At 69.3% G+C, this 13,404-nt stretch carries 12 protein-coding genes; 4 read left to right on the forward strand and 8 right to left on the reverse strand.

Annotated features, from left to right (window positions below; all coding sequences use genetic code 11):
• Positions 1-22 precede the first annotated feature (22 nt).
• Positions 23-802 carry an SDR family NAD(P)-dependent oxidoreductase gene (locus G406_RS0106425; protein ID WP_156934705.1) on the reverse strand — a complete coding sequence of 260 codons (780 nt, stop codon included), beginning with the start codon at positions 800-802 and terminating at the stop codon, positions 23-25.
• A gap of 8 nt (positions 803-810) precedes the next feature.
• On the reverse strand, positions 811-2,262 hold the full coding sequence (locus G406_RS0106430; protein WP_084215813.1) for an aldehyde dehydrogenase family protein: 1,452 nt from the start codon (positions 2,260-2,262) through the stop codon (positions 811-813).
• Positions 2,263-2,441: 179 nt separating this feature from the next.
• Here G406_RS0106430 and G406_RS44955 point away from each other — a divergent pair, with 179 nt between their 5' ends.
• The gene (locus G406_RS44955) at positions 2,442-3,161 is read left to right on the forward strand and encodes a GntR family transcriptional regulator (protein WP_281172401.1); all 720 of its coding nucleotides are present in this window, start codon (positions 2,442-2,444) and stop codon (positions 3,159-3,161) included.
• 8 nt (positions 3,162-3,169) lie between these two features.
• Here the strand turns inward: G406_RS44955 and G406_RS59505 are convergent, their stop codons facing one another.
• The 3 genes from G406_RS59505 to G406_RS44960 form a co-directional block, all read right to left on the reverse strand.
• Positions 3,170-4,504 carry a GNAT family N-acetyltransferase gene (locus G406_RS59505; RefSeq protein WP_084215840.1) on the reverse strand — a complete coding sequence of 445 codons (1,335 nt, stop codon included), beginning with the start codon at positions 4,502-4,504 and terminating at the stop codon, positions 3,170-3,172.
• Between the two features lie 409 nt (positions 4,505-4,913).
• Positions 4,914-5,924: a glutathione S-transferase family protein gene (locus G406_RS0106445; RefSeq protein ID WP_028933209.1), complete on the reverse strand. Its 1,011-nt coding sequence runs from the start codon at positions 5,922-5,924 to the stop codon at positions 4,914-4,916.
• Between the two features lie 77 nt (positions 5,925-6,001).
• Positions 6,002-7,327, reverse strand: coding sequence for an MFS transporter (locus G406_RS44960; protein WP_037075424.1), 1,326 nt, complete (start codon positions 7,325-7,327; stop codon positions 6,002-6,004).
• A gap of 134 nt (positions 7,328-7,461) precedes the next feature.
• Between G406_RS44960 and G406_RS0106455 the strand changes: the two genes are divergently transcribed.
• Positions 7,462-8,139 carry a GntR family transcriptional regulator gene (locus tag G406_RS0106455; protein WP_028933210.1) on the forward strand — a complete coding sequence of 226 codons (678 nt, stop codon included), beginning with the start codon at positions 7,462-7,464 and terminating at the stop codon, positions 8,137-8,139.
• Between the two features lie 23 nt (positions 8,140-8,162).
• Positions 8,163-9,008, forward strand: coding sequence for an urea carboxylase-associated family protein (locus tag G406_RS0106460; RefSeq protein WP_028933211.1), 846 nt, complete (start codon positions 8,163-8,165; stop codon positions 9,006-9,008).
• Here G406_RS0106460 and G406_RS44965 read toward each other — a convergent pair.
• The 3 genes from G406_RS44965 to G406_RS44970 form a co-directional block, all read right to left on the reverse strand.
• Positions 8,925-10,532, reverse strand: coding sequence for an MDR family MFS transporter (locus G406_RS44965; RefSeq protein ID WP_051341725.1), 1,608 nt, complete (start codon positions 10,530-10,532; stop codon positions 8,925-8,927). The genes G406_RS0106460 and G406_RS44965 overlap by 84 nt on opposite strands.
• 68 nt (positions 10,533-10,600) lie before the next feature.
• Positions 10,601-11,329, reverse strand: coding sequence for a GntR family transcriptional regulator (locus tag G406_RS0106470; RefSeq protein WP_028933212.1), 729 nt, complete (start codon positions 11,327-11,329; stop codon positions 10,601-10,603).
• Between the two features lie 20 nt (positions 11,330-11,349).
• A complete protein-coding gene (locus G406_RS44970; RefSeq protein ID WP_245607027.1) occupies positions 11,350-12,816 on the reverse strand; it encodes an MFS transporter in 1,467 nt (488 codons plus the stop codon).
• Between the two features lie 252 nt (positions 12,817-13,068).
• Between G406_RS44970 and G406_RS59655 the strand changes: the two genes are divergently transcribed.
• A complete protein-coding gene (locus G406_RS59655; protein WP_084215816.1) occupies positions 13,069-13,287 on the forward strand; it encodes an FDXHR family putative zinc-binding protein in 219 nt (72 codons plus the stop codon).
• Positions 13,288-13,404: the final 117 nt, after the last annotated feature.

Raw genomic sequence — 13,404 nt, forward strand, 5'->3', positions numbered from 1 at the left:
ACCGAGGAGCCTCCGATGTGATTCAGGCCGGCGGGTCGAACCTGCCGTCGATGGCCGTCCACCCGCCGTCCACGGCCAGCACCGACCCGGTGACGAACGAGGCCGCGTCGCTGGCCAGGTAGACGACGGCGCCGGCCATCTCGGACGGGCGGGACCAGCGCCCGAACGCGCCCTTCGTCGCGTACGCCTGGTACCAGTCGGGGTCGTTCTTGATCTGGGCGGTCAACGCCGTCTCCACCACACCGGGCGCGATCGCGTTGACCCGCACGCCGGCCGGGCCGAACTCCGCCGCCGCGGTACGCAGCATCTGCACCAGGCCGGCCTTGGTGGCGGCGTAGACGGACTGGCCCGGTTCGACGACATGGCCCCGGATCGAGGAGAAGGCGATGATGCTACCCCTGCCCCGCTCCACCATCCCGCGCCCGAACGCGCGGAGCACATGGAAGCTCCCGGTCAGGTTCAGCCCGACCACCCGGTCGAACTCGTCGGGGCTGTAGTCCAGGATCCGTTTGCGCACGTTCATCGCGGCGGTCAGTACGACGATGTCGAGATCGCCGATGCCGACGGCGAGGGAGTCGACCGCCGCCGCGTCGGTGATGTCCAGCTCCACCGACGACGCCGCGTCGCCGGCGTCCCGCGCGACAGCCTCCGCCGTGGCGGGGTCGCGGTCCGCGCACACGACCGTCGCGCCGTGGGCGGCCAGTGCGAGCGCGGCCTCGCGGCCGATGCCGCCCGCGCCGATCACCAGGGCGCGCCTGCCGTCGAGCCTGAACAGGGACTGGTAGTCGCTCACGCTGGTCATGGGTCGCCTCATTCCGGCCGGATGACGGCCATCCTGGTCACGGTCAGTTCTTCGATGGCAAAACGCGGGCCTTCCCGTCCGACACCGGAGTCCTTGACCCCGCCGTAGGGCATGATGTCGGACCGGAACCCGGGGACCTCGTTGATCACGACGCCGCCGACGTCGAGCTGGTCGATCGCGCGGAACGCACTGGCCAGCGAGCGGGTGTAGACGCTGGCGTGCAGGCCGTAGCGGGAGCGGTTGACCGATTCCAGCGCGGCGCCCAGATCGGGCACCCTCCGCAGGCACACCACGGGCCCGAAGATCTCCTCGCACCAGGCGTCCGTCGACTCGGGCACGTCCACCAGCACGGTCGGCTCGATCGCCCGATCCCGACGCCCGCCGCCGCACAACCGCTTCGCGCCCGCTCGTTCCGCCGCCTCGATCCAGTCGAGCACCCGCCGGGTGGAACGGTCGTCGATCAATGCCGCGACCCTGGTCTCCGGCGATCGCGGGTCGCCGACGGTCAGCTCGCCGATGCGCCCGACCAGCCGGGACGTCACCTCGTCCGCCACGTCCTCGTGCACGAGGACGCGCTGAACGGAGATGCAGGCCTGGCCGTTTCCGTAGAAGCCGCCACGCAGAACCGCGTCGACCGCCCTGTCCAGGTCCGCGTCCGAGTCGATGACGAGCGCGGCGTTGGAACCCAGCTCGAGCAACGTCTTACGGGGCGCGGCATCGCGCGCGATCTGATGCCCGACCGACGCGGAGCCGGTGAACGACACCGCGCCGATCCGCGGATCGGTGACCAGCGCGTGCCCTACCTCGGCGTCGCCGGTCACCACCTGGGCGATCTCCGCCGGGGCGCCGTGGCGCAGCGCGGCGGTGCGCACGATGTCGACGAGCCACAGGGTGGCCAGCGGTGTCGCCGGAGCGGGCTTGCAGATGACCGGACAACCGGCCGCGATGCTCGGCGCGATCTTGTGACTGGCGAGCAGCAACGGGTAGTTGAACCCGGCGATGCCCACCACCAGGCCGATCGGCCTCCTGGTCCAGAACCCGATCATGCCTTCGCCCGAGGGCTGCAGGTCCAGCGGGACCGTCTCGCCGTGCAGGTGCGCGACCTCCTCAGCGGTCGCGGTCCAGGTGAACAGTGCCCTGGCCACCTCGACGGTGCAGTCGATCCTGGTCTTCCCGGTCTCCGCGATCAGCAGATCGACGAAGTGCTCGCGGTGCTCGGCGAGGACCCGTTCGACGGTCAGCAGGATGTCGCGCCGGACGGCGGAGGTCAGCGCCCCGACCTGGCGGACCGCGCCGACTCCGGCGTCGAGGGCAGCGATGGCGTGATCGACCGTCCCGACCGGGGCCTGGGCGACCTTCGTGCCGTCGAACGGGAAGAACACCGGTTCCGTCGACACGTCGGTACGCCACGTCGGGCCGATCGGCAGCCCAGCGGGGTGGTCCGGCAACGCGACACCCATCGACACTCCTTACTGGTCCGACCAGTGGCTCGTTCGAGGATGCATTGCCGTTGTCGTCGAGTCAATGGGTCGCTAGTCTGGCCCCAGAACGTGCAGGTAGAACGCCCGGTGACGGTTGGCATCGGGTATGTACGGCTAGGGTTCGGCACACGTATCCAGGTCGAGAGGGGTCTGGCGGGTTGAGGGCACACGACTCGTCCGGGGTCCATGAAACGTCACGTGTCGCCCTGGTCGACGAACTCGCTTCCGTGCTGCGGGAACGTATCTACACCGGTCGTTATCCGGCCGGCGCGCGGCTGCCGCAGCAACAGCTGTCCACCGAGCTGGGGGTGAGCCGGACGCCGCTGCGTGAGGCGCTGCGCGCCCTGGAACAGGACGGGCTCGTCCGTCTGGACTCCGGTCAGGGCGCGAGGGTGGTGACGGGTGACGTCCCCACGCTGCTGGCCGCCTACGAGCTGCGCGCGGTCGTCGACGGCCTCGCCGCGCGTCTGGCGGCCCGACGTCCGGCGGCTGCCCGTGCCGCACGGCTCGACCGGCTGATCGCCGAGCAGCGCGCGGCCCTCGATCCGTGGGCGCCGGGCCTGTACACCCGGGCGAACGTCGAGTTTCACGAGCAGATCGTCCACCTGACCGGCAACGAGTTCGTCATCGCACAGGCCCCGATCCTGCGCATGACCGCGCAGGTGTTCGCCCCTGTCGCCCTGATCGAACGGGCCGGCGCGTCACGTGCGGTCGGGGAACACGAGGCGATCCACGACGCGATCGTCTCGGGTGCGACAGTCGATGCCGAACGTCTGGCGAGAGCACACATCGACTCGACGATCGAGCAGCTCCGACGAAAACCGGCCCTCGGCACGGAGGTGGGAAGACCTCTGTCGAGGCCCTCCCACCGTGAGTGACCGGTCGATCAGACTCCGAACGGGGCCGGGTACCGGATCGTGCCGCTCGGGACCGGCACCGACTCGTCGAGTGGCAGTGCCATCAACGTCTCGTCGGGGACGTCGAACGTCACCGAGATACCGTGGCCGGACGCCCGGGTGAACCCGAACCTCGGGTAGTACTCGGCGTGACCGAGCACGACGATCAGCCGCTCACCCCGGGTGCGTGCCTCGTCGATCAGTGCTCGGATCACCGCACCTCCGGCCCCGAGCTTCTGGTACTCGGGGAGCACCGCGACCGGGCCCAGGGTGAGGGCGTTCTCGCCGCCGACCCAGGACCGGGTGAGCAGCGCGTAGCCCGCGACCCGGCCGTCCGGGGCCTGCGCGACCCAGGACAGACCCGGCAGCCATGCTGGGTCCTGGCGAAGTGCCTCGATGAGGTCGGCCTCTCCCGCGGTGTCGAACGCGGCCAGGTTCACCGCGCGGATGGCCTCGATGTCCCCGGGCGTTTCCGGACGGGTCGCCCAGCTGATCCTGGTGGTCGTGTCGGACATGGTGGTTTCCTCACCGTCTTCGTGGTCCGGGCGCGGCGTCAGCACGTAGCCCGTATAGCTGTAGTCGGTACCGTGCTCGCACCGCATGTCGATCTCTCGCCGGGTCACCGCGACCGCCTTCGCCATGCTGTCGGTCACGGTGGTGAGCTGGGCGATGCGCTGGTCCAACGGGGTGTAGTACTCGTCGAACCAGTCCCGGTCGGGCAACCGGTAGGTCGCGGCGACCGTGTAGCCGGCGGCGTCAGCGGCCCCGACGTTCTCCGCCGTGGTGCGTAGCGGATACGCCTCGGCCCAGAACTCGCGCGCTTCGGTGCTCGGATGCGAGTGACTCCACTCGCATTCGGTGATCACGAGCGTGCCGCCCGGTGCCAGCAGGCGTCTCCACTCCCGCAGTGCGGCGTCGAAGCCCATGATGTACGCCGATCCCTCGGCCCAGATCAGGTCGAAGGACCCGGCGTCGAACGGCAGTTCGGTCATGGACAGTGCCGCGGCGTTCACCCTGGAACTCAGCCCGGAGCGCTCTGCCGCACGGCGCAGTTCGTCCAGGATCGGCTCATGGGTGTCGACGGCGGTGACGTTCGCGGTGAGTGCCTCGGCAAGGACCAACGACGCCCTGCCGGAGCCGCAGCCGATGTCGAGCACCCTCGGGTCGGCCGGTAGCCCGCCGACCAGGGACAGCAACGTCCCTGTGGTGGCGTCCGAACCGGGAGCCTGCCGGGGCAGGCCGTCGTGCAGCGAGAAGAAGGCGTCGAGGACATCGGAAACGTCCGGTGCCGACGACGTCGAACATGATGGTGTGTCGGATGACAACAGAACCCCTTGGTTCACATGTGGGGCCCCGGCGACATCAACGAACTCGCGGGCGGCGAGTCGATCGGATCAGGTCAGCCGAGCGCCCAGGACAGGACAGGGAGGCGGGCGCCACACGCAGCGGCAGCCATCACGACAGCCATACCTCAACTCCTGGACATCTCAGTAACCACACGGTGCACCGGCACACTAGCAAACCCGATCACCAAGCTCGCCCGATTTCCCGCCCCCAACGCACGCCAGCCGCTCCGCCACATCCGTCCGGCCACACCGCGCAGCCCTGCCCCAACGGCACGAATGTGGCTTTAGGGACGTTGAACGTCCCTAAAGCCACATTCGTGTCAGTTGCAGGTGGTGGCTGAAGCGGATGCGGCGGGAGGGGATGCGGCGGGAGTCGGGGTCGGCGGGGTCAGGGCGTTAAAGGTGGGACGCGTTCGGACTGCGGGGGAGGGCCCGGTGGGGTTCCGGTGCCGAAGGGGGTGCCGGGGAGCTGCTCACGGCCGTGGGCGGTGAGCCAGCCCGACGGATCGGGGCCCAGTGGTACGACGCCGGTCGGGTTGATCATCCGGTGCACGCCGTAGTAGTGCTGCTTGATCTGCTCGAAGTCGATCGTGTCGCCGAAACCCGGGGTCTGGAACAGGTCACGGGCGTACGCCCACAGGACCGGCATCGCGCTCAGTGTGCTGCGGTTGCACTTGAAATGACCGTGGTAGACGGAGTCGAAGCGCACCAGCGTGACCCACAGCCGGATGTCCGCCTCGGTGATCGAGTCGCCGACCAGGTAGCGCCGCGTGGCCAGACGCTCGGTGAGCACATCGAGGCGAGCGAACAGCGCGCGGTAGCTCTCCTCGTACGGTTCCTGGCTCCCGGCGAATCCGCACTTGTACACGCCGTTGTTGACGTCGTGGTAGACGGCCTCGTTGATCTCGTCGATCTCGGCCCGGTGCCGCTCGGGGTACAGATCGGGCGCACCGTCGCGGTGGAACTCACGCCACTCGGTGGCGAAGTCGAGCGTCAGCTGCGCGAAACCGTTGGTGACGACCTTGCCGTCGGTCCCGTCGACGAGGGCGGGCACCGTGATGCCGGCCGAGAAGTCCGGGTCAGCGGCCCGGTAGGCCTCGCCCAGGTACTCGATGCCCAGAACCGGGTCACGGTCGCCGGGGTCGAGGTGGAACCGCCAGCTGCGATCGTCGTGCAGGGGACCGGCGATGCCCATCGACAGGACCGGTTCGAGACCGAGCAGCCTGCGCGAGATCGCGGCGCGGTTCGCCCACGGGCATGCCCGCGCGATCACCAGGCGGTACCGGTTCGGCTCGACCCGGATGCCGGACGCCCCGTCGGCCGTGACCCGCCGGTCCAGCGCCACCGGCTTGCGGACGAAGGCCCGCTTCGTGTCGCCCTGCGCCTGATCGTCCACCATGTGTCCGTCCCCTGGTTGCCGTGTGACGCGGTACCGCGTGGATCTCAGTCTGGCGCGGCCGACAGCGGGCCGCGCGGTCAGCCGGTGGCCGCGTCGGTGAGTGGTCTGCCGTGGGTCTCCGGTGCCATGATCGCCGACGCCACCGCGCCGACCGCGCTGAACACCCCGACGATGATCATCGTAGCCGCGATGCCGGCTCCGCTGATCAGCAAGGGAACGACGAACGTGCCCAGCACCGCACCGATACGGCTGATCGCTACGCCGATGCCCATCGCGGTCGCCCGGACCTCGGTCGGGAAGAGCTCGTTCGGGTAGATCCACTGCAGGATCGTCGGGCCTCCGATGACCAGCGCGTAGACGCCGAGCAGCACCGTCACGAGCACCGCGGAACTCCGGGTGAGTCCCAGCACGACGAGTACCGCGCTGGCGACGAAGAACGGCACGACGAGCATCGTGCGTCGGCGGACGCGACCGGCCAGCGCCGTCGCGACGAGGGTTCCGACGAGGAACAACACGCCGATCAGGATCGAGCCCGCGTTCGCGTCCCCGGCGTCGATACCGAGCGCTTGCAGCAGTTGCGGGGCGAACGCGTAGATCGCGTACACCGGAGTGATCGAACACATCCAGAAGATCGCGACGAACAGCATGCGCCTGCCGTACGGGGCGGTGAACACCAGGCCGAGCCGGGTCTCGGCCGGTCCGGCCTCGATGCCGTCCAAGGTGGCCGAGGGCCCGTAGACCCGGCGCAGAACCGCGAGCGCCTCATCGGATCGTCCCTTGTTGAGCAACCACCGGGGTGACTCCGGCGTGCCGACCCGGAGAACCGCGAGCGCGAGCGCCGGTACCGAGGGTGACAGCAGGATCCAACGCCACGCATCCGGACCGAGCTGCAGCAGCAGACCGCCTACCAGGTAGGACGCCGCACTGCCCGCCGACCACATGGCGGTCTGCATGCCGATCAGGATCGCCCGGGACCGTCGAGGCGCGAACTCGGCGAGCAGTGACGTGGCGATCGGGTAGTCGGCGCCGATCGCGATGCCCAGCAGCACCCGCAGCACCAGCAGCTGCTCCGGTCCGGTGACGAAGAACTGGGCGGCGGCGAACAGAGCGATCGCGCCGAGGTCGACCGAGTACATCAGGCGGCGGCCGATCCGGTCGGTCACGTACCCGAACACCAGACCGCCGAGGAACAGCCCGGCGAGGGCGGATGCCGCCAGGCCGCCCTCCCAGGCCCCACCCAGGTGCCACTGCTTCGTGATGCCGGGCAGTGCGAGGCCGATGACCCCGAGTGCGTATCCGTCGAGGAACGGGCCGCCCGAGCAGAACACCGCGAGCCGGCGGTGGAATCCGCTCATCGGCGCATCGTCGATCACGTTGCCGCTGACGTCCGGGGAGGCAGCCATCGCTGTTCCTCTCTGCAATCCTCTAGTTGTTGAACAATCAGATCCGGCTGGATGCCGAGATTAGGCGAACCGCGGCGAGAGATCCAGGGTTCGACGCTTGGATTGTTGAACAGTTCTTGGCTAGTCTGCGGACCGTGACCGCTGACCCCGCCCGCGACGAGAGTGCAACCGACCGCGCGGCCGAAGCGCTGCGCACGCGCATTCTCGAAGGCGCGCTGCTGCCTGGTACCGCGCTGCGAGAGGTGGCGATGGCCGCCGAGCTCGCGGTATCCCGCAACACCTTGCGTGAGGCACTGCGGATGCTGCGCGGAGAAGGCCTGGTGCTTCAGGAGCCGCATTCCGGCGCGGTGGTCCGCACGCTCGACTCGGCGCAGGTACGCGACATCTACCGGGCCCGACGCGTCCTCGAGATCCAGGCTGCGCAGGACAGCGCACTGATCGAGGAGAGCGCGCTCGGCCCGTTGGAGAACGCCGTCCTCGCCGGTGAGGCGGCGCACCGGGAGGGGCGCTGGCGTGCCGTCGGCACCGCGAGCGTGCGGTTCCACCAGGCCCTGGTTGCGACGCTGGACAGCCCGAAGCTGGACGAGTTCTTCCGCGCGCTCCTGACCCAGCTGCGACTGGCCTGGTCCGCCGAGCTCGACGAGGAGTCGTTCCAGAGCCCGTGGGCCGCACGGGACCGTGAGCTCTACGAACTACTCGCGAGGGGCTCCCGGACGACCGGGGTCGGTGCCCTGCTGATCTATCTGGACGACTCCGAGCGACAGGTACTGGACGTCGTGCGGCGCACCGGCGCGACACGACGCACGAGATGACGAACGACAGCGAAGGACGGACGATGGTTTCTCCACCGGCGGCGTACCAGCCGCGACCCGGCAGCGTGCTCGACGTCGACGCGGCCTTCTACGACCGGCTCGCCGAGCACGTCGAACAGCGTGAGCTGGTCGACGAGTTCGTCATCCCGATCAGGTCGGGACGCGCCTGGGAGGTGCCGGAGGGGTACCTGTGCCGGCTGCGCACCGTCGACGGCCCCCAGGTCGGTGACCTCAACATCTGGAACCGGCACAACCCGCGCGAGCGGCTGTGGGCCTCCCGGACGCGCCAGCTCCAGGCCGCGCACGTGACCAGGCACGACCGGCTGTGGTCGACGCTGCCGTACCTGCGACCGATGGTCACGATCACCGCCGACACACTCGAGTCGTACGGCGTGGACAGCGAAGGGGGGCGCGTCCACGACCTGCTCGGCACCCGCTGCGACCCGTACGTCAACCGCATCCTCAGCGACGAGGACTTCGATCTGCACTGCCATTCGAACCTGGTCCGCGCCGTTCTGCCCTGGGGGCTGACCGAGTTCGACGTGCACGACGTGCTCAACGTCTTCCAGTGCACCGGCCTCAACGACGAGGACAAGTACTTCATGAAGGCCTCACCCGCGCGGCCGGGCGACTTCTTCGAGTTCTTCGCCGAGCAGGACCTGCTGTGTGCGCTGTCCACCTGTCCCGCCGGTGATCTGTCGATCCCGCTGTGGGGCCCGGACGCGCGCGATCCGCTGGAGGTCTGCCGCCCGATCGGTGTGCAGGTGTTCAGACCGCCGGCCCGGCTACTGGACGGCTGGACGGCTCCGCAGCCCTCCCGGTACGCGGGGCGCCACGGCCTGCTGGCGCCCGACGGGCCGCGAGGCTGAGCCGGGAGTGCTCGTGGCCGCCGCCGGTGCGGCGCGCTTGGACGCGCGTCTGAGCATGAGCGCCAGGCCCGCGCACACGGCGGTGGCGGCGGCCGCCGCCATGAACATGTCGGCGTCGGCCGTGGCCTGGACATGTGCCTGGGTCTGTTGGTAGAGCCCCAACAGGGTCAGCTGGTCGGCGTGCTGGAACTGAGGCAGGGCCGACGTCGTCTGCAGCGATCCGGCGCTCGCCGACAGCTGGGCTCCCTCCCTGGTGAGCAGGATGCCCATGGCCGCGACCCCGAGTGCCGAGGACATCCGTTGCATGATGTTGTTCATCGCGCCGCCGTACCCGACGAGATGGGGCGGTAGCCAGTTGAGCCCGTTCGTCATGATCGGCATGAACGCCAGTCCGGTACCCAGTCCCCGGACGACCGTCCAGACGATGGTCTCCTCCCGGGTCATGTCCACGTTGATACCGGTCAGCAGGTAGCTCGCCAGAGCGACCAGCACCAGGCCGGAGAAGGCCAGCCACCGTGCACCGAACCGGTCGTAGAGCCGGCCGACGACCGGCACGAGCACGACACCGACGAGCGACTGCGGCAACAGCAGCATTCCGGTGTGTCCCGCGGTGTAGCCCTGGACGTTCTCCAGGAACTCCGGCAGGTAGTAGGACATGGCGAACAGCCCGATCATCAGTGCACCGATCATCAGCAGCGAGTTGACGAACGGCCATGACCTGAGCACACGCAGGTCGATCAGCGGGTGGTCGATCTCGTTCTCGATGACCGCGAACAGCGCCAGTGACAGCAGCGCGCTGACGATCAGGATCATCACCGGGTAGGAGTCCCAGTGCCATTTCTGGCCCTTGGAGGAGACCACGACGAGCGCGGCGAGCCCGTAGCCGATGGTGAGGAACCCCCACCAGTCGAACCGGTGGACGGTGGCGCCCCGCGCGAGCTTCGGCAGGACGAACAGGCCCGCGATGACCGCGAGGACACCGAGCGGCACCTTGAAGTAGAACACCCAGCGCCAGCTGAGGTCCTCGACCAGTAGTCCACCGATCGTCGGACCCAGTCCCGGCGCGACGACGACGCCGAGGCCGTAGATGCCCATGGCGGCGCCGATGCGGTTCTTGGGCACGATCCGGTAGATCATCGTGATCGTGATGACCGGCAGGATGCTGCCGGGGACCGCTTCGAGCACCCGGAACACGACGAGGCTGTCGAGGTCCCAGGCCAGGCCGCAGAGCGTCGTGCCGACCAGGAACCCGATCATGCTCATTCGGTGCAGCAGCGTGAGACCGAAGCGGTTGGCGAGCCAGTTGCTGGTGGGGACGAACACCGCGAGCCCGAGTGAGTACGCGGTGCTCACCCAGGCGACGTCGTCGGCTCCACCGCCGAGGTCCTTCTGGATGTAGGAGATCGCCACGTTGACGATGCTGCTGTCCATCGGGGGCAGGAAGCTGCCGACCATCAGCACCAGCAGTGGCGTCAGCCAGTTGGTGGTCGTGGCGTCGGCGGTCGTGGCCCCGGGCGTTGACATCCATTCAGATCTAACATACGAGCATTATGTATTTCAATAGTGTGGCTAACGAAATTCTTTCGCCGAGGTCAGCCCTGCCGGTGCAGGGTCGCGGTGAGGGTGAGGCGGTCCGCTCGGATCCGCAGGGACTCGACGTCGACGGCCCTGCCGTCCTCGAGTCTGGTGAGCCGCTCTATGGCGAACATCGCGGCACCGGTCGGGATGCGGAGCAACGCGGCACTGCCGGGATCCGCGGTGACGGCGTGGACGGACACCTCGGCGCTGCCCAGCAGTGAGCCGGTCGTCTCCTCGATCAACGCGAAGATGTCGCGCCCGGTGAGGTCGCACTCGAGCAGCGGGAGTCCGATGTCTGCCACCAGGTAGGTGGTGTCCAGCGACAGCGGAACCCCGTCCGAGCTGCGCAGCCGCTCGATGTACACGGCGTCCGCCGACGGGGGGAGCTCCAGGCGTTCGGTGACCGCCTCGGGCACCTCGGTCACCAGGTGCGCGGCACGCACCTCGTTGGTGATGGTCCCGTGGCCGGTGAGCGCCTCGGCGAGACCGGAGAGCCGGTCGAGTTCGTGGTCGTACTTCGCGGTCGCCACCACGGTCCCGACCCCTTGGCGCCGGACCACGAGCCCTTCCGAGCGAAGGAGCCCGAGCGCCTCGCGGACGGCGTTGCGCGTGGCGCCGAACCGCGCGCCCAGCTCCCGCTCTCCGGGGAGCAGACCGCTCGGGAACGCGCCGGAGGTGATCTGCTGACGCAGCATGTCGGCCATCCGCCGGGCACGCTGAGCCCTCGGGGTGGACGGCTCCATCACTCTTCTCCTCCTGTCGGTCACCGGCGGGCGACAACACCCGGGGTCCCGACCGTCACCCGGCGCGGCAGCCAGCAGACCACCATGATCCCGGCGACGACCACGATCGACGCGGCGACCCGGAGGCCCGCGCCCATGGCGCCGGTGAAGGCGTCGATCACCTCCGACCGCCGCGCCGCGCCGCCGGGGCGGGCCAGCGCGTCGGCGACGGTCGAGGGAACCTCCGACCCTCGCATCAGGGTCGACGACGCCGCGAATCGCGCATTCAGCACACTGCCCACGACGGCGACCCCGAGCGCGCTGCCCAGCTCGCGCGCCACGCTCTGCAGGCCTGAACCCGTTCCGGCGCTCGAGCCCGGCAGCGCCGACATGATGCCGTCGGACAACGGCGGTGTGGCCAGCCCACAGCCGGTGGAGACCCCCACGGCGCACAGCATGTACCAGGCGGTAGGGGTGTGGGCATCGACGAACGACGCCGCCGCCAGACCGCCGGCGAGCACGGCCAGGCCGAGAGCGACCGCCGACCTGGACCCGAACCGCGTCATGATCGGCACCGCGGCCCGAGGCGCGAGCCACAGACCCGCGGCCATCGGCAGCAACCGCAGGCCCGCGCCGAGCACCGAACACCCCCTCGCGTACTGCAGATACTGACCGTTGACGTACATCAGACCGAACATCCCGACGAACACGACCGTCATGCCGAGGGCGCTCGCCCGCAGTGTCGGAATCAGGAACAGTCGAGGGTCGAGCAGCGGCGCAACCGACCGAAGGTCGTGGACCACCCAGCCGCTCAGGAGCAGCACCGCGCCGGCCACACCGGTGTACACCTGACCACTGAGCCAGCCGTGCTGTGGCGCGGACACCAGTGCGTAGAGCAACGAGACGGACCCGCCGGTCAGCAGCACCGCGCCGCCGACCGGGACCGCGCGCTCGTGGCAGGGGACCCGGGGCGCGGCCAGCGCGATCCCGACGAGAGCCACGACGGCCAGGGGCGCTCCGGCGAGGAACAGCGTCCGCCACGACCCCCACCCGACCGCGGCCCCACCGCCGAGGTTGCCGAGCACCGCCGCAAGTCCCGTCATCGACGCCCAGACCGCGATGACCCCGGGCCGGCGCGACCCGGGCACCGAATGCAGCATCAGGGCGAGTGTCGTGGGGAGCACAGCGGCGGCGCCCACGCCGGACACGACCCGGCCCACCACCAACAGCGTGATGCCGGGTGCCAGACCACAGAGCGTGGTGCCGCACGCGAACAACGCCATGCCGGCCAGCAACACACCCTTGCGTCCCAGCCGGTCGGCCAGCGCCCCGGCCGGGACCAGCAGGCAGGCGAACACCACGACGTAGCCGTCCACCACCCACAGGACCTCGGTCGCGGAGGGGTGCAGGTCGCCGCCGGCGAGTGAGGGGATGGCCAGGTTGATCGCCGAGACCGTGCCGACGACCAGGGCCACGCACAGCCCCATGGCAGGGACGAGGGCACGCACGGCCGGCCTCCGGAACGGCTGGGGGAGCGGCACGTCGAAGCGTGCCGCCGGACGCCGGTCACCCTAGGCTCGCGAGTATCGGCCTGATGTTACGGCGATGTTACGCCACCGGCACTGACCTGCGAATACGCCGACACCAGGGGCGACGAGGCGTCCCCGGGGAAGATCCGCCACCGCGAAGCGACGGAGCTCACGAATCCGTTCCGCGCGCCGATTGTGGATTGTCGGTGGCCGTCGGTAGGTTGCGCCATTGTGGGCTTTGTTCGTGGGTGGTGCGGACGGTGCGGGACGACCTGGGTGGGGGATGATCGATGCCATTGCCCGCGCTGCTGCCACACCTGGGACGACCCGGAACTGTTCGACTCCCATCGGCCATCCGAGATATGCCTCGACGGCCATGCGATGGGCTTGGCCCGTACTCGTAACGGGATTTGGGTTCGCCCCGAAGGGGCCTTCGACACCGCGTCGTGATCGTGGCGCGGCGGAGCAAGATACCCGCCGGACTTCCTAAAGTCGCGGTGTGGTTCAGTCTTATCGTTGCTGAAGGCCAGTTCGACATAGCTCTGGAATGGCGGCTACTCTGCTGCC

Origin of the sequence: Actinospineispora spinosispora DSM 44797 (genome assembly GCF_000429025.1) — a bacterium.
Taxonomy (GTDB): Bacteria; Actinomycetota; Actinomycetes; order Mycobacteriales; family Pseudonocardiaceae; genus Pseudonocardia; species Pseudonocardia spinosispora.

Excerpts from the sequence above, each read along its gene's own strand:
- G406_RS44960 (WP_037075424.1), bottom strand. The coding sequence starts at position 7,327 with ATGGCTGCCTCCCCGGACGTCAGCGGCAACGTGATCGACGATGCGCCG.
- G406_RS0106470 (WP_028933212.1), bottom strand. The coding sequence starts at position 11,329 with ATGGAGCCGTCCACCCCGAGGGCTCAGCGTGCCCGGCGGATGGCCGAC.
- G406_RS0106425 (WP_156934705.1), bottom strand. The coding sequence starts at position 802 with ATGACCAGCGTGAGCGACTACCAGTCCCTGTTCAGGCTCGACGGCAGG.
- G406_RS0106430 (WP_084215813.1), bottom strand. The coding sequence starts at position 2,262 with ATGGGTGTCGCGTTGCCGGACCACCCCGCTGGGCTGCCGATCGGCCCG.
- G406_RS44965 (WP_051341725.1), bottom strand. The coding sequence starts at position 10,532 with ATGTCAACGCCCGGGGCCACGACCGCCGACGCCACGACCACCAACTGG.
- G406_RS0106445 (WP_028933209.1), bottom strand. The coding sequence starts at position 5,924 with ATGGTGGACGATCAGGCGCAGGGCGACACGAAGCGGGCCTTCGTCCGC.
- G406_RS0106460 (WP_028933211.1), top strand. The coding sequence starts at position 8,163 with ATGGTTTCTCCACCGGCGGCGTACCAGCCGCGACCCGGCAGCGTGCTC.